This is a genomic window from Lacrimispora struthionigena, from assembly GCF_048627165.1.
Taxonomy (GTDB): Bacteria; Bacillota; Clostridia; order Lachnospirales; family Lachnospiraceae; genus Lacrimispora.
In genome coordinates this window covers 535,945-554,029 of sequence record NZ_JBMBWP010000002.1, presented here as the reverse complement: position 1 = coordinate 554,029, position 18,085 = coordinate 535,945, and the positions used below count along the sequence as shown (strand labels likewise).

The 18,085-nt window shown below is 43.3% G+C and carries 20 protein-coding genes; 15 read left to right on the top strand and 5 right to left on the bottom strand.

All coding sequences use genetic code 11. The features are described 5' to 3' along the window. The first annotated feature begins 63 nt into the window (after window positions 1–63). From ACOAOT_RS11510 to ACOAOT_RS11490, 5 genes are all read left to right on the top strand, one after another. Window positions 64–438 (top strand): desulfoferrodoxin family protein, encoded by a 375-nt coding sequence (locus ACOAOT_RS11510; RefSeq protein ID WP_117417856.1) that lies wholly within the window; start codon window positions 64–66, stop codon window positions 436–438. A 91-nt stretch (window positions 439–529) separates the two neighbouring features. Then, window positions 530–1,693 (top strand): DUF4317 domain-containing protein, encoded by a 1,164-nt coding sequence (locus tag ACOAOT_RS11505; RefSeq protein WP_420217084.1) that lies wholly within the window; start codon window positions 530–532, stop codon window positions 1,691–1,693. 69 nt (window positions 1,694–1,762) lie between these two features. Continuing rightward, window positions 1,763–3,517: a restriction endonuclease FokI C-terminal domain-containing protein gene (locus ACOAOT_RS11500; RefSeq protein ID WP_420217083.1), complete on the top strand. Its 1,755-nt coding sequence runs from the start codon at window positions 1,763–1,765 to the stop codon at window positions 3,515–3,517. Further along, complete coding sequence (locus ACOAOT_RS11495) at window positions 3,514–4,182, top strand: Crp/Fnr family transcriptional regulator (protein WP_170822938.1); 669 nt, start codon at window positions 3,514–3,516, stop codon at window positions 4,180–4,182. Before ACOAOT_RS11500 ends, ACOAOT_RS11495 begins: the two co-directional genes overlap by 4 nt. Before the next feature lie 93 nt (window positions 4,183–4,275). Continuing rightward, window positions 4,276–5,910, top strand: coding sequence for a SulP family inorganic anion transporter (locus tag ACOAOT_RS11490; RefSeq protein ID WP_420217082.1), 1,635 nt, complete (start codon window positions 4,276–4,278; stop codon window positions 5,908–5,910). A 52-nt stretch (window positions 5,911–5,962) separates the two neighbouring features. Here ACOAOT_RS11490 and pdaA read toward each other — a convergent pair whose 3' ends face one another. Beyond that, complete coding sequence (pdaA, locus tag ACOAOT_RS11485) at window positions 5,963–6,820, bottom strand: delta-lactam-biosynthetic de-N-acetylase (RefSeq protein WP_420217081.1); 858 nt, start codon at window positions 6,818–6,820, stop codon at window positions 5,963–5,965. Between the two features lie 66 nt (window positions 6,821–6,886). Continuing rightward, window positions 6,887–7,177, bottom strand: a complete 291-nt coding sequence (locus ACOAOT_RS11480; RefSeq protein WP_420217080.1) for a winged helix-turn-helix transcriptional regulator — start codon at window positions 7,175–7,177, stop codon at window positions 6,887–6,889. Between the two features lie 172 nt (window positions 7,178–7,349). Here ACOAOT_RS11480 and ACOAOT_RS11475 point away from each other — a divergent pair, with 172 nt between their 5' ends. After that, the gene (locus ACOAOT_RS11475; protein ID WP_420217079.1) at window positions 7,350–8,252 is read left to right on the top strand and encodes a PhzF family isomerase; all 903 of its coding nucleotides are present in this window, start codon (window positions 7,350–7,352) and stop codon (window positions 8,250–8,252) included. Between the two features lie 61 nt (window positions 8,253–8,313). Here the strand turns inward: ACOAOT_RS11475 and arcC are convergent, their stop codons facing one another. Next, window positions 8,314–9,252: a carbamate kinase gene (arcC, locus tag ACOAOT_RS11470; RefSeq protein WP_420217078.1), complete on the bottom strand. Its 939-nt coding sequence runs from the start codon at window positions 9,250–9,252 to the stop codon at window positions 8,314–8,316. 195 nt (window positions 9,253–9,447) lie between these two features. On the opposite strand from arcC, the gene ACOAOT_RS11465 reads away from it, so the two are divergent. After that, window positions 9,448–10,218, top strand: a complete 771-nt coding sequence (locus tag ACOAOT_RS11465) for a CPBP family intramembrane glutamic endopeptidase (protein WP_420217077.1) — start codon at window positions 9,448–9,450, stop codon at window positions 10,216–10,218. Then, a complete protein-coding gene (locus tag ACOAOT_RS11460) occupies window positions 10,215–11,234 on the top strand; it encodes a glycosyltransferase family 2 protein (RefSeq protein WP_420217076.1) in 1,020 nt (339 codons plus the stop codon). Before ACOAOT_RS11465 ends, ACOAOT_RS11460 begins: the two co-directional genes overlap by 4 nt. 42 nt (window positions 11,235–11,276) lie before the next feature. On the opposite strand, the gene ACOAOT_RS11455 is transcribed toward ACOAOT_RS11460, so the two are convergent. Beyond that, on the bottom strand, window positions 11,277–11,939 hold the full coding sequence (locus ACOAOT_RS11455; RefSeq protein ID WP_420217075.1) for a phosphatase PAP2 family protein: 663 nt from the start codon (window positions 11,937–11,939) through the stop codon (window positions 11,277–11,279). A gap of 226 nt (window positions 11,940–12,165) precedes the next feature. On the opposite strand from ACOAOT_RS11455, the gene ACOAOT_RS11450 reads away from it, so the two are divergent. The 3 genes from ACOAOT_RS11450 (at window position 12,166) to ACOAOT_RS11440 (ending at window position 14,714) form a co-directional block, all read left to right on the top strand. Further along, complete coding sequence (locus ACOAOT_RS11450; RefSeq protein WP_420219418.1) at window positions 12,166–12,645, top strand: COG2426 family protein; 480 nt, start codon at window positions 12,166–12,168, stop codon at window positions 12,643–12,645. A 24-nt stretch (window positions 12,646–12,669) separates the two neighbouring features. Next, a complete protein-coding gene (locus ACOAOT_RS11445; protein WP_420217074.1) occupies window positions 12,670–13,341 on the top strand; it encodes an NUDIX domain-containing protein in 672 nt (223 codons plus the stop codon). A gap of 140 nt (window positions 13,342–13,481) precedes the next feature. Further along, the gene (locus ACOAOT_RS11440) at window positions 13,482–14,714 is read left to right on the top strand and encodes a D-alanyl-D-alanine carboxypeptidase family protein (RefSeq protein ID WP_420217073.1); all 1,233 of its coding nucleotides are present in this window, start codon (window positions 13,482–13,484) and stop codon (window positions 14,712–14,714) included. A gap of 72 nt (window positions 14,715–14,786) precedes the next feature. Here ACOAOT_RS11440 and ACOAOT_RS11435 read toward each other — a convergent pair whose 3' ends face one another. Continuing rightward, window positions 14,787–15,038, bottom strand: coding sequence for a helix-turn-helix domain-containing protein (locus tag ACOAOT_RS11435; protein WP_277408084.1), 252 nt, complete (start codon window positions 15,036–15,038; stop codon window positions 14,787–14,789). A gap of 184 nt (window positions 15,039–15,222) precedes the next feature. Here ACOAOT_RS11435 and ACOAOT_RS11430 point away from each other — a divergent pair, with 184 nt between their 5' ends. The 4 genes from ACOAOT_RS11430 to ACOAOT_RS11415 all read left to right on the top strand — a co-directional run bounded on the left by ACOAOT_RS11430 (window position 15,223) and on the right by ACOAOT_RS11415 (window position 18,057). Then, window positions 15,223–16,083, top strand: coding sequence for a metallophosphoesterase (locus ACOAOT_RS11430; RefSeq protein WP_420219417.1), 861 nt, complete (start codon window positions 15,223–15,225; stop codon window positions 16,081–16,083). A gap of 78 nt (window positions 16,084–16,161) precedes the next feature. After that, window positions 16,162–16,968 carry a segregation and condensation protein A gene (locus tag ACOAOT_RS11425; RefSeq protein ID WP_420217072.1) on the top strand — a complete coding sequence of 269 codons (807 nt, stop codon included), beginning with the start codon at window positions 16,162–16,164 and terminating at the stop codon, window positions 16,966–16,968. Beyond that, window positions 16,961–17,623 carry an SMC-Scp complex subunit ScpB gene (gene scpB / locus ACOAOT_RS11420; RefSeq protein WP_420217071.1) on the top strand — a complete coding sequence of 221 codons (663 nt, stop codon included), beginning with the start codon at window positions 16,961–16,963 and terminating at the stop codon, window positions 17,621–17,623. Before ACOAOT_RS11425 ends, scpB begins: the two co-directional genes overlap by 8 nt. Continuing rightward, entirely contained in the window at window positions 17,620–18,057 is a 438-nt protein-coding gene (locus ACOAOT_RS11415; protein WP_420217070.1) for a dUTP diphosphatase, read from the top strand. The genes scpB and ACOAOT_RS11415 overlap by 4 nt, the downstream gene beginning before the upstream one ends. Window positions 18,058–18,085: the final 28 nt, after the last annotated feature.

Below are 18,085 nucleotides of genomic sequence, written 5' to 3'. Positions count from 1 at the left end.
GGGATTTATGGTATAATTACCATGCAAAATCACAGCAGTCATAAGAAAAAGGAGGGTATTCACATGAAGTTTTTAAAGTGTAATCATTGCGGAAATATTGTAGCGGTTGTAGAAGAAAAAGGCGGCACAATTACCTGTTGCGGAGATAACATGCAGGAGATGAAAGCCAATACCACAGATGCAGCCACTGAGAAACATGTGCCGGTTATCGAAATTGATGGCCAGAGCGTTACGGTTACGGTTGGTTCTGTAGAGCATCCGATGCTGCCTGAACATTTCATTGGCTGGATTGTATTAGAGACAAAGATGGGCAACCAGAGAAAGATCTTAAATCCTGGTGACAAACCAGTTGCTAAATTCATGATGTGTGAAGGCGACGAGGTTCTGGCAGCCTATGAGTACTGCAATCTTCATGGATTGTGGAAAGCAGAGAAATAAATAGAATTAAAAAGCTCACAGACCTTTGGTCCGTGGGCTTTTTGGTCGTATCCAAAGAAACAGACAGCTTTAAGACAGGAGAGTACCTTTCATGAACAAGAAAGAAGCAAGCGAATTAAAAAAGCTTTTTACCCCGGCCAACTGCGCCATCAGCCGGATCTGCGGCTGCTATGTAGACGCAGAAAAGAATAAGCGGACAGAACTAAAGGAGGCCTTCCTCTCTCTTCCGGAAGAGGAGGCATTTAAATATTTTACCATTTTTAAAAGCGCCCTTTCCGGTACATTGGGAAAAAATCTGGTAAATATGGAATTTCCTCTCCATACAGAAGAAGAGGGGGGAACACAGAATTTTCTGTTAAAACTAAGGGACAGCCAGTTAAAGGATGACGGCCTGATTGAAGAATTTTACGATAAGGTAATAGCAAGTTATGATTACGGTGAGAACTATTACATAATCCTGATTCACTGTGCCTATGACATACCGGCAAGATCCTCCGATGGACTGGAGATGTACGATGCCTCAGATTTTGTCTATGAATTTATCCAGTGCACCATCTGTCCGGTGAAGCTGTCAAAGGCAGGTCTTTGTTACAACTCCCAGGCCAATGTAATTGAGAACAGAAACAGAGACTGGATCGTGGAAGCTCCGGAGACCGGATTTTTATTTCCTGCATTTACAGACCGCAATACGGATATTCATGGACTTGTCTATTATTCCAAGAATCCGGAACTGCTGCCGGAACGTCTGATCGACGAACTCTTAGGCTGCGTAATTCCAATGACAGCAAAGAGCCAGAAGGAGACCTTCCAGACTATAATTGAGGAGACTCTGGGAGAAAACTGTGATTTTGAGACAGTAAAGAACATTCATGATACCATCAATGAGATGCTGGAAGAGACAAAAGATGAACCAGCTCCCTTCACCATTGATAAATACCAGATGAAGAAGCTTCTGGAGAACAATGGCGCATCCCAGGAAAAGCTTGAGGAATTAGAACAGCGGTTCACTCAGGATGAACAGGAGAAAAATCCGGGATTTCTCGCCTCCAATATTGTCAATGCAAGGAGCTTTGAAATCAAGACCACAGATGTGAGTATTAAGGTAGCGCCGGATAAAACGTATCTTGTGGAAAACCGGATGATCGAGGGGCGTCCCTGTATTGTAATCGGCATCAGTGAGCATGTGGAAATCAATGGAATCACAGTAAGACCAATCGCAGCCCAGCATTCTTACGAAGAAGAGGCAGAAGAATAGGGACAAAATATTTTGCCTATCTGTTATGGCTATGCTATACTGTAAGAAAACTACAGTGAGGAATGAAACGTGGCTGAGAGAACATTTGGCTGGGTACAGGAGGCCTATACCCTGGACAATTTAAAAAATGTGGTATCCGTATTTGTACCGGATTCCAGTATAAACCGGCTGCTGAAAACGGATAAGATTCCAAGACTCATTCAGGAAGAAGATAAAAGAGATGAGTTTATAAAAGAACTGGACCAGGAGGAAATCCGCATTCCCTATACCCATTTAAAAGGAAAAGGAACACCAAAAGGCTATACCAGAAGCAACGCCCCCTGCTCCGGCATTATACAGGCGGTTTTGCCTGGGCAGAGAAAAGAATATCAGTCTGACTGGCCGGCGGATTCCTTTTTAAGATGGGCAGTCAGTATTGGTTTTCTGGACTATGACAGGACGTCAGATGAGTGCTCTTTATCTGATTTAGGAAGACAGTATGCAAAAGCAGAGGTGGGAAGCAAAGAGGAAGAAGAAGTATTAAAAGATGCCCTTCTTTCCTACCCTCCGGTATGCAGAGTGCTGTCTCTTCTGATGAAGGAAGGGCATATGACCAAATTTGAGATAGGTGCCAGGCTTGGTTTTATCGGAGAAGCCGGTTTTACCTCCATTCCCCAGTCCATGATTTTAGAGGGACTTGCAGCAGCGGAAGAAAAGGAAGAAAAGACAAAGCTGCTTCAGGATACGGAAGGAACCAGCGACAAGTACGTCAGAACCATTTGCAGCTGGCTGATTTCTGTAGGCTGGGTAAGGAAGGCTCCAAAAGAGATACCCGGTCTTTACGGGCACAAGGAAGAGACAGAGGTAATTCCCCAGTCATATCAGCTGACACTAAAGGGAAGAACCATATGCAATCATATAACAGGAGTATCCAGATACAAAAAAGTACCAAAGCGGGTGATGTGGGATATGCTGGCCACCAAGGCAGCAGACCGGGAATACTTAAGAAACCGGCGGGCTCATATTATAACGTGTCTGGAAAAGTCGCCCCTCACCCCTTTGCAGATTCAGGAATATTTAAGGCAGAAGGGGATAGAGGAAGAGGCAGAAACCATACTTGATGATATCAAGAGTCTGGAAAATATCGGGCTGCAGGTCCAAAAGACCAGAGATACATACCGGATTACAGATGAGATTACGGGACTTTTATTTCCGGAAACCCAGTCTTTCCTTCCAGTAAAATCCCAGGTATCCATACTGAAGGATTATTTACGATCCTACTTGTCACATGTGGACCATAAGTATTTAATTCTGCTGGATTTAGGCTTTGACGGCACCTCCGACCGGGATTACGAGATACAGACAGCCCAGCTTCTTACTGCGGAGCTGTCCTTTCTTGGAGGAAGACTTGGAGATACCAGAAAGCCGGATGTCTGCATTTACTACGAAGACAACGGTCTGATCATCGACAACAAGGCTTATGGAAAGGGATATTCCCTACCCATCAAGCAAGCCGATGAGATGTACCGGTATATAGAAGAGAATAAGGAACGAAGTGAGCTGCTTAATCCTAACTGCTGGTGGAACATCTTTGATGAAGGCGTGAAAACATTTCACTTCGCATTCCTGTCAGGAGAATTTACCGGAGGTTTTAAGGACAGATTAAATCATATCTCCATGCGTTCCGGTATCAAAGGGGCAGCAGTGAATTCTGCAAATCTGCTTATCATGGCAGAACAGTTAAAATCAGGTACAATGAGTTATGAGGAATTTTTCCAATTGTTTGATCATAACGATGAGATTATATTTCCACACCTATCATTACAGGGAGGTTTGATACTATGACACTGGGAGATTATCTTCCTTTTTGGAACAAACTTACAGAGAAACAAAGAGAAAAGCTGTCCTCCAAATCGAAAAAAATAAGATTTGAAAAGGGAATGCTGGTACATGGGGAATCCGATGAGTGCAGCGGTTTTCTTCTTGTAACGGAAGGTCAGTTAAGAGTGTTTACCATATCGGATGAAGGCCGGGAACTGACTTTATACCGGTTGTTTGAACGGGATATCTGTCTGTTCTCCGGGTCCTGTATGGTGAAGAACATTCAGTTTGATGTAACTGTGGAAGCAGAACAGGATACGGTAGTGTTCCAGATTCCAGCTGATATCTATCGTGATTTAATGGAAGAATCAGCCGTAGTCTCAAACTTCACCAATGAACTGATGGCATCCAGATTCTCTGATGTAATGTGGCTGATGGATCAGGTGATGAACAAAAAGATGGATGGAAGACTGGCTGCATTCTTACTGGAGGAGTGCAGGCTCAATGATACGATGGAACTTTCCATTACCCATGAGCAGATCGCCCGCCACTTAGGCACTGCCAGAGAGGTGGTAACCCGTCTGCTTCGTCTGTTTCAGGGCGAGAGTCTGGTGAAGATTACAAGAGGGACCGTAGAACTTCTTGATGAAAAGGGGTTAGAGGTGCTGGCTGCCCATAGTTTAAGATGAACTTGTATGGAAAAATAAACTTGCTTTCTTTTATCTGGAACGTTATATTATAAAAAGTTTATAAAAATTTTATAATAGACAAAGGATGAAGAAATGAAAGATTTGGTACCTCAGTTTTTTTTATCAATGAAGCATTATACGAAGGAGCAGTTCTTAAAAGATTTCGTTTCCGGAATCATTGTAGCTATTATTGCCCTTCCGCTTTCCATAGCCCTGGCATTAGCAAGCGGTGTTACACCGGAGCAGGGGCTTTACACCGCCATTACAGCTGGTTTTGTCATCTCTTTTCTGGGAGGAAGCAAGGTTCAGATTGCAGGCCCCACCGCTGCATTTGCATCTATCGTGGCAGGGGTTGCAGCGAAAAACGGCTTTGATGGGTTGGTTATGGCAACCATTATGGCGGGAATCTTTCTGCTTATCATGGGATTTTTGCGGATGGGAAGCCTGATTCGCTTCATTCCATATACCATTACCACAGGATTTACCACAGGAATCGCTGTTACCATATTCATAGGCCAGATCAAGGATTTTATGGGACTTACCTTTGAACATGCCCCAATCGAAACTCTTGAAAAAGTCAGTGAGGTGGTACACAGCATTGGTACCCTCAATCCTATGGCTCTTGCAGTGGGATTTACAGCGCTCCTCATTTTAATTGTATGGCCCAGATTTTTCAAAACCATACCGCCGTCACTGATTGCCGTCATTTTTACGGCGGGTCTTGTAAAAATGTTTCATCTTCCGGTAAATACCATTGGGGATTTATACACCATATCATCGGATCTTCCCACCTTTCATCTTCCTGTATTTTCTCTTGCCATGGTACAAAAGGTAATGCCGGATGCAGTGACCATAGCCGTCCTGGCAGCGGTAGAATCCTTATTGTCCTGCGTAGTTGCAGACGGAATGGTAGGAAGCAGACATAATTCCAATATGGAGCTGGTTGCCCAGGGCGCCGGTAATATCTGTTCCGCTCTTTTTGGCGGAATTCCAGCCACTGGAGCCATAGCAAGAACTGCTGCAAACATAAAAAACGGCGGAAGAACGCCTGTAGCAGGCATGGTTCATGCAGTAATGCTTCTTCTGGTTTTAGTATTTTTAATGCCTTATGCCGCATTAATTCCCATGCCGGCTATAGCAGCTATTCTCTTTATGGTAGCTTATAACATGAGTGAGTGGAGAGTCTTTCTTTCCATCATAAAGACAGCTCCCAAAAGTGACTGGTCTGTGCTTCTTGTGACCTTTGTATTTACTGTTGCCTTTGATCTTGTGACAGCTATTGCGGTTGGAATTTTATTTGCTTCCCTGCTGTTCATGAAACGTATGGCTGACGTGACAGAAGTAAGCAGCTGGAAGTACTTAGAGGATGAAGAAAACAGCAGCGAATCCATAGACTTAAAACCTGTGCCAAAGCATGTTGCAGTCTTTGAAGTAAGCGGTCCCATGTTCTTTGGGGCAGCGGAAAAGATTTCCCAGCTGATTATAGAAGAGGGGAAACGGGTTCTGATTCTTAGAATGAGAAGTGTTCCGGCTATGGATGCAACGGCTTTAAAAAGTCTGGAAAAACTGTATCACAATTTAAAGAAAAAGCATGTGACCCTTATTTTATCCCATGTCAATGACCAGCCCATGTCCATGATGGAGAGGGCGGGTTTTTTGGAGTCCGTGGGGAGAGAAAACCTGGCGGGTTGCATTGATGAAGCGCTTTCTTTTGCAGCAGATCTTTAAACCATTAATAAAAAAGAACCGAAGTTCAATCCATGAGCTTCGGTTTCTTTTTTTATTGGCTTACTAATTCATCCAGGGATTTAAACTGATAACCCATCTCTTCCCATTTAGTCAGCAGTTCATCAAGAATCTGGGCATTGGTACTGGAAGTACTGTGCAAAAGAACGATAGCACCGGGATGAATCCGGCCTAACAGCTTTTTAAAGGCTTCTTCCTTTGAAGGCTGCTTATCCTGATACCAGTCCACGTAAGCCAGGCTCCAGAAAAAGGTTTTATATCCCATATCCTTTGCCATCTGGAGATTGGATTCACTGTATTTGCCCTGCGGTGGACGGTAATACTTTCTCATTTTCTGCCCAGTGGTCTGTTCAAACAAAGTTTCCAAGTCTCCCAGTTCTTTTTCAAAAGATTCCTTTGAACTCATCTTTGACATATCCGGATGATGATAGGTGTGGTTACCTACTGTGTGACCTTCCGCAATCATCCGTTTAACCAGTTCTGGTGCAGTCTCTATGTAGTTGCCCACAACGAAAAAGGTTGCAGGTGCATGGTGCTTTTTCAGTGCATCTAAAATCGCAGCAGTATTTCCGTTTTCATATCCTGCATCAAAGGTGAGATATAAGACCTTATCCGGGGTTTTTTGTGCATAATAAGCATTAAACTGCTTTAGATAATCCATGGTGGCATTGGCAACAGGAGGCTGCCCTTCCTGCTGGAAGCTTAATCCCCAGTTTCCTTCTGCAGCAGTTTCCACAGCACGATGATGTTCCATCAGCATAGCTCCCAGACGCCCGGCAAAAAAGGCACATAAAAGGAACAGAAATATCTTCAGGCCTTTCTTTCCATTTTCCGGCGATATGGAAAATGTTCTGATTTTCTCCGCCAGTCTTAATCGGTTGAACCATTTCATAGTAATACTCCGTCGAGTCCATTTGTTTCAATATATGACGGAGTTTCGGGAATATATGCTGTAGGATTAACGTTCAGACCATTTTTCTCCCCAGATTTTCATCTGATTGACCACGTTTTGTAAATCCATACCTTTCTCTGTCAGCGTGTAACGGACTTCAGGCGGTATGGTGGGGATAACTTCCCTTGTTAATATGCCATGGGATTCTAAAGAACGCAGGCAGGCGGTTAAAGTCTTGGGGCTGATTCCGTGTAAGCTCATTCGGAGCTCTCCAAAGCGCCTTGTACCTGCAAAAAGATTTTTTACAATAAGAAAGGACCGATTTCCCACCGATAATGTTAAACATTTTTTCCACATGGCATTCCAGGGTTTTTGGTTTTATTTCTTTATTTTTCATGGTTTTTCTGCCTCACAGCTATTCTTTTGATAGTTAGTATCTTTTGTGTAATTATATAACGGAAATGTAATTACTTGTCAAGAGAAACTCATGGTATTAAGATATAGAAAACAAGAAACAGGAGGATTATTCATGAAAAAAACATATAGAGTCTATCAGGTTGATTCATTTACCAGAGAGCAATTCACCGGAAATCCGGCAGGAGTAGTGACCAATGGGGAGGGGCTAAGTGACAGCATGATGCTTAAAATAGCAAGAGAGTTAAATAATTCGGAAACGGCATTCCTGTTTCCCGGATCGGAAGGAGAGTATGACGTTCAGGTGCGGTTTTTCACACCCCTGTGCGAGGTGCCCATCTGTGGCCATGCCACAATTGCAGCCCACTATGTCAGAGCATTGGAACAAAATATGGCATCCGGGGTGGTCATTCAGAAAACCGGGGCAGGAATCCTTCCGGTTGAAATCCGGTCTGAGAATGGAGATTATACGATTACCATGACTCAGGGAGAAGTGATAGTGGGAGAGCCTTTGCCTTTACCTGTTCAGGAGGATATTTTAGCAGCTCTTGGGATTCCAAAAGAGAGACACAGAAGGGACTGTCCAATTGCCATAGCATCAACGGGACATTCCAAGGTAATGGTTGGTATAACAGAGGAGAACCTGCTTCACAGCTTAAAGCCGGACCTTGCAAAGCTGTCAGAATTAAGTAGTCGCATTGGTTGTAACGGATATTATGTATTTACACTTCATCCGGAAAGAAAAGCGCTGGTTCATGGAAGAATGTTCGCGCCAGCCATTGGAATTGCGGAAGACCCCGTAACTGGGAATGCCAACGGCCCTTTAGGCGCTTATTTTATCACCTATGGACTGTTTGGGAAAGGTATGGAGGAATTTTCTTTTGAAGCGGTACAGGGAGAGGCCATTGGGCGTAAAGGAAAAATTCTGGTTTCTGTAAAAATTGCAGGCGGCAATCCGGTTCAGGTAAAAATCACCGGTGAAGCTGTGACAGTTTTCAAAACGGAACTGGTTCTATAATAATAGAAAAAAAGGATTTCTGTCCTCTGTTTTTACGACAGGACAAAAATCCTTTTTATACTTATGCTTCTGTTATAATAGTACCGGCTTTTCCCTCAAGGCTTTCTTCCGCCTTTTCCAGGGAAGTAATGATCGCCTTGCGATTCCGTCCATGTTCAATGAAATCAAGCGATGCTTCAATCTTTGGAAGCATGGAAGAGGATTCGAACTGATTGTCCTCAATATAAGAAGCCGCCTCCGTTTTGCTCATAAGGCTGATCGGTCTTGCATCCGGCTTTCCAAAGTTTAAGGTTACGTTATCCACATTTGTTAAAATCATCAGCACATCGGCATCAATTTCCTTTGCCAGCAGCCCGGCAGCCCTGTCCTTTTCAATTACAGCGCTGGCTCCTTTTAAATAGCAGCCCTGCTCCATAACAGGAATACCGCCGCCTCCGCAGGCGATCACAATCTGATCTGCATCCATAACGGCTTTTATGATATCAATCTCAACAATAGAAACTGGCTTTGGAGAAGCGACGACTCTTCGAAATCCCTTGCCAGGAACTTCTTCTACATAGTTCCCCTTATCCTCTTCTTCTTTTGCTTCCTCTGCAGTCATGAAACGGCCGATGGGCTTCATGGGGGTATAGAAAGCCTCGTCATATGGATTCACCATCATCTGGGTTAAAATCGTAGCCACGGACTTATATATGCCCCGTGTCATAAGTTCTGCACGGATTCCGTTTTGTAAGTCATAGCCGATGTATCCCTGGCTCATGGCAGAACAGACAGACATGGGAGCTGAGGTATAACCGTCATGCTGTTTTCCGAATTCATTCATTGCAGTGTGGATCATTCCAACCTGGGGAGCGTTGCTGTGAGTAACGGCCACCTGCCAGCCGGACTGAATAAAATCTGCAATTACTTTGGCAGTTCTGGCTACTGCCGTCTTTTGTTCCGGAAGGTTTGTTCCCAAAGCATGGTGCCCCAAAGCTATCACAATACGTTTTTTTGCCATATTATTTCCTCTCAGTTTCATGTAGTTTTAATCAGAAAATATAAGGATATTATATTATCAGCAGATAAAAAAAGCAACCGCTTTCGGGCATGGGGGGATATGAGAAAAGATTTCATTTGTTTTTAGAAATAATTTTAAAAAAATTAAGTGGATATCCTGAATTCAGGTGGTATAATGTTTAGGAAGATACAGAAAATGAAAGGACAGGTACTTATGATAGTAATGATTCTGCATCTGATTCTTCCTTTGTTTACCTACACGTTAGTCACCACGTTCCTATATCTGGCGGTGCCTCTTGAACCACTTCTGGCTACGGGAGTATCTGCATTACTGAATATTCCGGTTTTGCTGTGGTTTTATTCTTACGATCAGAAAAACAGAGGATCTTCCATGACAGAGAGTCTGAAACCAGCTGACAGTCTGATTGCGATCTGGCTGCTTGGAGCCGCTCTTTGCATTCTGGGAAATTCAGTTGTGGAAGTTATGGGACTGACCAGAATTTCAAAGACGTATCAGGAAGCGGCCAATGCACTGTATTCTCCGCCATTTGCGCTTCAGCTTCTGGCCTCCGGACTTATCATACCTGTAGCGGAGGAACTGATATTTCGAGGAATGATTTTTGCTTCCATCCGGGACAAGTTTTCTTTTGCTTTATCGGCAGTTGTATCAGCCGGTTTGTTTGGTCTTTATCATGGAAATCTTCCCCAGGGGGTTTATGCATTTATCATTGGTCTTACCGCAGCATGGCTTTATGAGAGAACAAAAGCCCTGTCGGCACCTATCATGCTTCACATCTCGGCTAATTTACTTTCGCTTTTTATAACCAACACGGAGCTGTCCGGGCTTCTGTTTCAAAGAGAACATGCAGGAGTGACTGCATCTGTGGTAGTGTTATCAGTCGTTGTAACTGTAATTTGTATTATCCGGATTTATTGGAAAAACAACCTAAAGGAGGATATTGTGTGAAACTCTTATCTGTAGCAATTCCATGTTATAATTCAGAATCCTATATGAGGCATTGCATCGAATCCCTGCTTCCAGGCGGAGATGAGGTTGAGATCCTTATTGTAGATGACGGTTCGACAAAAGACCGTACAGCCGAAATTGCAGATGAATATGAACGGAATTATCCGGGAATCTGCAAGGCGATCCATCAGGAGAATGGCGGACATGGAGAAGCAGTTAATGCAGGATTAAGGAATGCGTCCGGGATTTATTTTAAGGTAGTGGACAGTGATGACTGGGTGGATGAATCCGCTTATATGGAGATTCTTAATACCCTCAGACGTTTCGTTTACGGCGAAAAGACACTTGATATGCTGGTAAGTAATTTTGTTTATGAAAAACAGGGCTCCAATCGTAAGAAAGTAATGAATTACCGGACTGCACTTCCGGAGAACCAGCTGATTGACTGGGATGATGTGAAGGTTTTTATTCTGGGACAATACATTCTGATGCATTCTGTTATTTACAGGACAGAGCTTTTAAGGCAATGCGGTCTGGAATTGCCAAAGCATACCTTCTATGTGGATAATATTTTTGTATATCAGCCTCTTCCTCATGTGAAAACCATGTATTATTTAAATGTAAACTTTTACCGCTATTTCATAGGCAGAGACGATCAGTCTGTCAATGAACAGGTTATGATCGGACGGATTGACCAGCAGATTCGCGTGACAAAGCTGATGCTTTCCTATTATGACGTAATGAAGATTAAGCAGCGTAAGCTACGGCGTTATATGGTGCGGTATTTAGAAATTATGATGGTCATTTCCTCCATTCTGGCTATTAAGTCCGGTACAGAGGAAAATATGGAGAAAAAGGAAGAACTGTGGCAGAGTCTGAGAAAACAGAATTTGAAGCTTTATTTAAGGCTTCGCTACGGATTCTTAGGACAGGGAGTCAATCTGCCTGGTAAGGGTGGAATGAAATTCCCCATCGCCATTTATAAGATGACTCAGAAATTTTTTGGATTTAATTAGAATCGGATGTGAAAAGACCTCCCCGGCAGGGAAGGTCTTTTTTTAACTGATTGCTTTTTCGGATACCTTTTTTCTGTTAGGAACAAGAGAATCTGAATAAACAAACTGATACATGATATATGCCATAGCTAATGAGCCAAGTCCGTCGAAAGCAGAATGCTGTTTTAAGAACACAGTAGCCAGACAGATTAAAACCATTAAAATAAGAGATGCTGTTTTTAACTGTGTGCGATTCTTAAGACGTTCACTCCGGCATACGGCAATGTGGACACAAATGGAATTATACACGTGTATGCTTGGAAATACATTGGTGCAGGTATCTGCAGAGTAAAGAAGATTAACAATTGTAGCACAAATATTCTTATTGGCATCAACGACAGGCCGAAAGTCCGTTCCGTTAGGAAAGACAGTACAGATCACCAGGCTTATGGTCATTCCTGTAAAAAGCATGGTGCAAAGCCTGTAGTATTCTTTCACATCATGAAAGAAAAAATAGGCGACAGAGACTGCCACATAACCAAACCACATCAGGTAGGGAATAATGAAATATTCATTAAACGGGATATAGTCATCAATGGCTATATGCATGATGTGGTAGTTACTCGTCACTGTTTTTTCAAGGTACACGAACCATGGCAGGTAAATGAAGGCGTAGCTGAGGATCCAGGCATGCCTGTACTTGATTAGAAACTGTTTGATATTCATAAAAAGACACCCTTCTTAACTAATGCGTGGGATTATAATAATCAACTTTTGAGGATTATATCACACTCGTTTTGTCAGTACAATAGTATTTCAGAAATGTTAATATTTTATTCAGGAAAGGTTTGGAATCATGTATGTAAATATAATCTTTTTATAAAATAGTTGATAGACTGTCCATCTTTGTGTATAGTATAAAGGCAGACTTTTATTATGAAAGGAATGGATGATGTTACAAAAATATATAACAGTGTTTTTTATTTCCATGGTTCCGCTTATTGAATTAAGGGGAGCGATTCCCTATTCTGCAGTAATGGGACTGCCTTTGGTTCAGTCTTATATAATTGCAATAATCGGAAACATGCTTCCCGTACCCATTATCTATCTGTTTGCCAGAAAAGTTTTGGAGTGGGGAGTAGATAAGCCGGTAATAGGCGGTTTTTTTACCTGGTGTCTGGAAAAAGGAAAACGCGGCGGAGAAAAACTGCAGGCGAAAGCCGGAAGGGGATTGTTCATTGCTCTATTGATATTTGTTGGTATCCCACTTCCAGGCACCGGTGCCTGGACTGGCACATTGGCAGCCAGCCTGCTTGATATTGATTTTAAATCCAGTATTTTAGCTGTGATGGGTGGAGTTTTATTGGCAGGAATCATTATGGGACTTGCCAGTGCAGGTGTTCTTGGAGCGCTTCAGTCCATTGTATTTTAAAAAACTGGTAGGAAGAAGGGCAGAATGGAACGAAAGAATGAAGAAGGGCTGACGGAAAAAGAATTTCTTTTACAATACCGTCCGGGAGATTACGAACGCCCGTCGGTAACGGTGGATATGCTGATATTTGCATATGACCAGGAAGAATCAAAGACAGATATTCTTCTCATTAAACGGAAAAACCACCCCTGCATCGGTCAGTGGGCGATTCCGGGAGGATTTGTTAACATGGATGAATCCCTGGAGGAGGCAGCAGCCAGAGAACTGTTTGAAGAAACCGGATTAAAGGGAATCTATATGGAACAGCTTTATACCTGGGGAAATGTAAAAAGAGATCCCAGAACAAGAGTGATTTCCGTTTCTTATTTAGCGGCAGTTCCAAAGGAAGATTTAAACGTAGAGGCTGGTGACGATGCCGGCAAAGCGTGCTGGTTTGAGGTAAAGAAAAAGAAGCTTTCAGATCTTGAAAATGGAGCGACATATGCACTTACCATTGAGAACGAGGAAGAACATATATTTATCAGCTATCGGATTACGGAAACCTTTGAACGGGATGGCATGATGTGGAAGAGAGACATTGACATTGAACTTCTGCCTGCAATAGACATGCTTGACCAGGAGAAGCTGGCATTTGACCATGCGGAAATTTTAAATATTGCCATGGACAGGCTGGAAGAGCTGGAAAAAGAAGATTAATACAGTCACTTTAGACGATGCATCACTTTTATGAGTGGTGCATTTTTGATTTGTAAGAAAATTTTAAGCGGTAATTACTGGATTTTATGTTATACTGATGGAAGAACGAACTGGTAGAAAAATACAGGAGATAATTGGCTATGACAAAAAAAACTTGCAGATTAATCAGTCTTATCATTGGCTTTTCCATGTTGGCATCAACTGTTGCTTATGCAACCGATATACCTACGGTTTCGCCCTTCCCGGGTTCCACGCAGGAGACCAGGGCGGCAGCTGGTCCAGGTGCTTCTAAAAGCGGACAGGCAGATCAGAACCAAGACAGCAATAAAACCGCAGCGGATTCCACAGCTACCACCACAGCGGGCACTACAGCAGCCTCCACAGCCACCACTACAGTAAACGTGCCCCAGATCACTTCTGAGGGAGCTGTGCTAATGGATGCCGATACCGGAGCACTTCTTTATTCTAAAAACAGTGAGACGAAGTATTATCCGGCCAGCATTACCAAACTGATGACTGCGCTTTTAGTGGCAGAGCGGACGAACCTTTCAGATACTGTTACCTTTTCCAAGGCAGCTACTACCAATCTGGAAGCAGGGGCGGTTACCTTAAATATGACAGAAGGTGATAAGCTGACGGTGGAGCAGAGTCTCTATGGTCTTATGCTTAAGTCAGCCAATGATGTGGCCAATGGTCTTGCTGAGCATGTATCCGGCAGCGTCGGCTCCTTTGCCCAGCTGATGAATGCCAAAGCCAGAGAACTTGGCTGTACCAATACAAATTTTGTCAATCCCAACGGTCTTAATAATTCCAATCATTATACAACACCCCATGATATGGCGCTGATTGCAAAAGCAGCTTTTCAAAATGGTGTGGTTAGAAAAGTGTGCTCTACTGTCCGCTACCAGATTCCGGCCACGAAGAAAGCGGGAGCCAGAACGGTAACCATGGGGCATAAGATGATCAATTCTTCCGACTCCCGTTATTACCCTGGAGTGATAGGAGGAAAGACCGGCTTTACCTCTGCGGCTGGCAATACCCTGGTAACTTATGCAGAGAAGAATGGATCACGCTTAATTGTAGTGATTATGAAAAGCAAGTCCACCCATTATAACGATACCAAAGCGCTTTTGGATTATGGTTTTGCCTTAAAGGGGTCAGGCGGCAGCAGTGTAAAAGCCAATGCTTCCTCCGGCTGGGTGCAGTCAGGGGATCAGTGGTTTTATTACCGGGAAGATGGAACCAAGGCATGTAATTACTGGGTGAAAACCAAGGAGAAGTGGTATTATCTTGGCAGTGACGGCGCCATGTTAAAGGATACGGTAACACCCGATGGTTACCGCCTGGACGGAGCTGGTGTCTGGATATCCTAAGAGGAACATAACATAGAAAAAAAGAGCCTTGCGGCTCTTTTTCTATGCCAAATCCTCTGAAGGAAAAGCCTGTTATTTATTTTCCTCAGGGTCAGTATTACAGGTCACACTTGTTGCCTCGCAAATATCGGCCCGATATTCCATAATTTCATCTACGCTGCAGTCTAAAATTCTGCACAGCATATCAATTGTATGAGTAGATACGAAATTGTTTTTCTTAAGCCGTCCGATTTGCCCGGCGCTGACCTTGCAATATTTGATCAGATGATACTGGCTGACGTTTTTCTTTTTCATGGTTTCCCACAGTCTGTCATAAACAATCATGGTTAGTCACCTCACACTCTTATTAAACCGTGATTATCCAGTATTGCATATTATCCATAATTGGTTTTCATTATACATAAGGGGAAGGTAAAAGAGAAAGCCTTTTACTTGACGGGGACAGGTTCTTCATTGTATGATGGAGGGACAGCAAAAGAAGGAATGAGAGAAGATGAGGTATAAACAGATGTGGTTTGCTGCCGGAGTTTTTTGTGCTGCTGCAGGCGCAGTATCCTTACTGCGTTCTGAATACGAAAGAGAACAGCTTTCCGTTGAGAGAACTGTTATTAAAAGCAGTAAGATCGGAAAAAACTTGAGGCTTGTATTCCTTTCGGATCTTCACAGTCATTGCTTCGGAGAAGACAATAAAAGACTTCTTAAGGCGATTGACCATGTGAATCCGGATGTAGTGCTTGTCGGCGGTGATATGATGGTTGTAAAGAAGACAGCAGATACCGGGGTCAGTTTAAAACTGATGGAGAAGCTGACAAATCGTTATCCGGTTTTTTACGGAAACGGAAATCACGAAAATCGGATGAACCGGGAACGGGAGGTCTATGGTGATCAGTATGATACGTATGAAAACAGCTTAAAGAAGCTTGGAGTGATTGTATTAAGTGACCGGACGGAATTATACCGGAAGGATATTGCCATTACAGGTGTGGATTTAAAAGAAGGCTGTTATAAGGATTTTGTTCCTGAGCGCCTTCTTCCCGAAGAACTGGAGCAAAAAGCAGGGAAGGCAGTAGATGAACGGTTTCAGATACTATTGTCCCATTCCCCCCTTTATTTTAACACTTACCGGGACTGGGGCGCTGATTTAACCCTTTCCGGTCATTTTCACGGAGGAACCATACGCCTTCCGTTTCTGGGAGGAGTGATGACTCCCCAGTACCAGTTTTTTAATCCCTACTGTGGAGGGACGTTTCAAAAAGATGAAAAATATATGATAGTAAGCAGAGGACTTGGAACCCACTCCATTAATATCCGGCTGAATAACAAACCCCAGCTGGTAGTTGTGGATTTAAAACCCAAATCCTCAAATTGAACCTTCCATATATTTACAGATCGGTCTCAATTTGGTATACTGCTTTTTGGTATGTTTTAATCTGCTTTGGAGGAAGATATGGGAATCTCTTATAAATTGGATAATTTTGAAGGACCGCTTGATCTGCTTCTTCACTTGATTGATAAAAATAAAGTGAATATCTATGACATTCCCATTGTGATAATTACGGAACAGTATTTAGATTACATGAATCATATGGAGACCGAGGATCTAAATATCGTCAGTGAATTTTTAGTCATGGCGGCAACTCTCATTGATATTAAGGCACGTATGCTTCTTCCCAAAGAGGTCAATGAAGAAGGGGAGGAAGAAGATCCAAGGGCAGAACTTGTTGCCCGCCTTCTGGAGTACAAATATTTTAAATATATGGCATCGGAATTAAAAGACAGGGAAGTTGGAGCAGACCGCCTGTTTTTTAAGACGCCTACCGTGCCTGCCGAGGTGGCAAAATATGAGCCGCCAGTAGATTTGGACAAGCTCCTTGACGGGCTTACCCTGGCAAAGCTGCAGGAAATTTTCCGTGCGGTGACAAAACGGACAGAAGACAGGGTGGATCCCATCAGAAGCCGGTTTGGTAATATCCGTAAGGAAGCGGTAAGCCTGGAAGATAAGATAAAATCAGTGATGGATTTTGCCAGGCGAAACCGGAGGTTTTCCTTTCGCAGAATGCTTGAGGGACAGCCTGACAAGATAGAAGTAGTAGTCACTTTTTTAGCGCTTCTGGAACTCATGAAGATCGGCAAGATCACCCTGACCCAGGAGCATTTATTTGATGATATGATGATTGAAACCCTGGAGCCGGAAGGCGAGGAAGGGGAACTGGATTTTTCGGATCTGGGAGAGGAAGAAAAAGTTAATGGATAAAGTAACTCTGACAGCAGACGGGTCAGCAAAGAGCGCGAAAGAAGAAAAGAAATGGGAAGCGGTCATTGAGGCAGTTCTTTTTACCATGGGTAATTCGGTGGAACTTAGCAGACTGGCTGCAGCCATTGAGCAGGATGAGGAAACTGCCAGGGAAGCAGTTCTTCGTCTGATGAAGCGGTATGAGACAGGGAAAAAGGGAATGCAGATCATTGCACTGGAAAACAGCTATCAGATGTGTACCCGCTCGGAATACTATGAGAACTTAATCCGTGTTGCCTGCGCTCCGAAAAAGCAGGTATTATCGGAAGTGGTTCTGGAGACACTTTCCATCATTGCATACAAACAGCCGGTTACAAAGCTTGAGATTGAAAAGATCCGTGGAGTAAAATCCGATCATGCGGTAAACAAACTGGTAGAATATAATCTGGTGTATGAGGTTGGAAGGCTGGATGCACCTGGACGCCCGGCACTTTTTGCAACAACAGAAGAATTTTTAAGAAGATTTGGCATTGGCTCCACTCAGAATTTACCGGCTGCAGATCCTTTGGTAACAGCGGAGATTCGTATGGAAGTGGAAGAAGAACTTTCCGGAAGCGGAATACTGCTTACGGAGGAAGAAAACAACGACGACAGGCATCAGGAGGACATACAGTGACAGCAAACATTAAAATTAAATACTTTACAGACGAAATAGAAAGACTGAGATACATAGATGGCAAATCCGACTGGATTGATTTGCGGGCGGCGAAGGAAGTGGAGTTAAAAGCAGGTGAATTTAAACTGATCCCTCTTGGCATTGCCATGGAACTTCCTGCCGGCTACGAAGCCCATGTGGTTCCAAGAAGCAGTACCTATAAAAATTATGGCATTATTCAGACCAACAGCATGGGAATTATTGATGAGACTTACTGCGGGGACAATGACCAGTGGTTTTTCCCGGCTTATGCACTTCGGGATACCGTGATCCGTGTCAATGACCGGATCTGCCAGTTTCGTATTATGGAGCATCAGCCAGCTATCTGTTTTGAGGCTGTTGACTCGTTAGATCATGAAGACAGAGGCGGACACGGCAGCACTGGAATACAATAACATTTATAGTTTTGTTAAAGTTGGAGAT

Coding starts and splice junctions, on each gene's coding strand:
- ACOAOT_RS11510 (WP_117417856.1), top strand. CDS start 64: ATGAAGTTTTTAAAGTGTAATCATTGCGGAAATATTGTAGCGGTTGTA.
- ACOAOT_RS11505 (WP_420217084.1), top strand. CDS start 530: ATGAACAAGAAAGAAGCAAGCGAATTAAAAAAGCTTTTTACCCCGGCC.
- ACOAOT_RS11495 (WP_170822938.1), top strand. CDS start 3,514: ATGACACTGGGAGATTATCTTCCTTTTTGGAACAAACTTACAGAGAAA.
- ACOAOT_RS11490 (WP_420217082.1), top strand. CDS start 4,276: ATGAAAGATTTGGTACCTCAGTTTTTTTTATCAATGAAGCATTATACG.
- pdaA (WP_420217081.1), bottom strand. CDS start 6,820: ATGAAATGGTTCAACCGATTAAGACTGGCGGAGAAAATCAGAACATTT.
- ACOAOT_RS11480 (WP_420217080.1), bottom strand. CDS start 7,177: ATGTGGAAAAAATGTTTAACATTATCGGTGGGAAATCGGTCCTTTCTT.
- ACOAOT_RS11475 (WP_420217079.1), top strand. CDS start 7,350: ATGAAAAAAACATATAGAGTCTATCAGGTTGATTCATTTACCAGAGAG.
- arcC (WP_420217078.1), bottom strand. CDS start 9,252: ATGGCAAAAAAACGTATTGTGATAGCTTTGGGGCACCATGCTTTGGGA.
- ACOAOT_RS11465 (WP_420217077.1), top strand. CDS start 9,448: ATGAAAGGACAGGTACTTATGATAGTAATGATTCTGCATCTGATTCTT.
- ACOAOT_RS11455 (WP_420217075.1), bottom strand. CDS start 11,939: ATGAATATCAAACAGTTTCTAATCAAGTACAGGCATGCCTGGATCCTC.
- ACOAOT_RS11450 (WP_420219418.1), top strand. CDS start 12,166: ATGTTACAAAAATATATAACAGTGTTTTTTATTTCCATGGTTCCGCTT.
- ACOAOT_RS11445 (WP_420217074.1), top strand. CDS start 12,670: ATGGAACGAAAGAATGAAGAAGGGCTGACGGAAAAAGAATTTCTTTTA.
- ACOAOT_RS11440 (WP_420217073.1), top strand. CDS start 13,482: ATGACAAAAAAAACTTGCAGATTAATCAGTCTTATCATTGGCTTTTCC.
- ACOAOT_RS11435 (WP_277408084.1), bottom strand. CDS start 15,038: ATGATTGTTTATGACAGACTGTGGGAAACCATGAAAAAGAAAAACGTC.
- ACOAOT_RS11430 (WP_420219417.1), top strand. CDS start 15,223: ATGTGGTTTGCTGCCGGAGTTTTTTGTGCTGCTGCAGGCGCAGTATCC.
- ACOAOT_RS11425 (WP_420217072.1), top strand. CDS start 16,162: ATGGGAATCTCTTATAAATTGGATAATTTTGAAGGACCGCTTGATCTG.
- scpB (WP_420217071.1), top strand. CDS start 16,961: ATGGATAAAGTAACTCTGACAGCAGACGGGTCAGCAAAGAGCGCGAAA.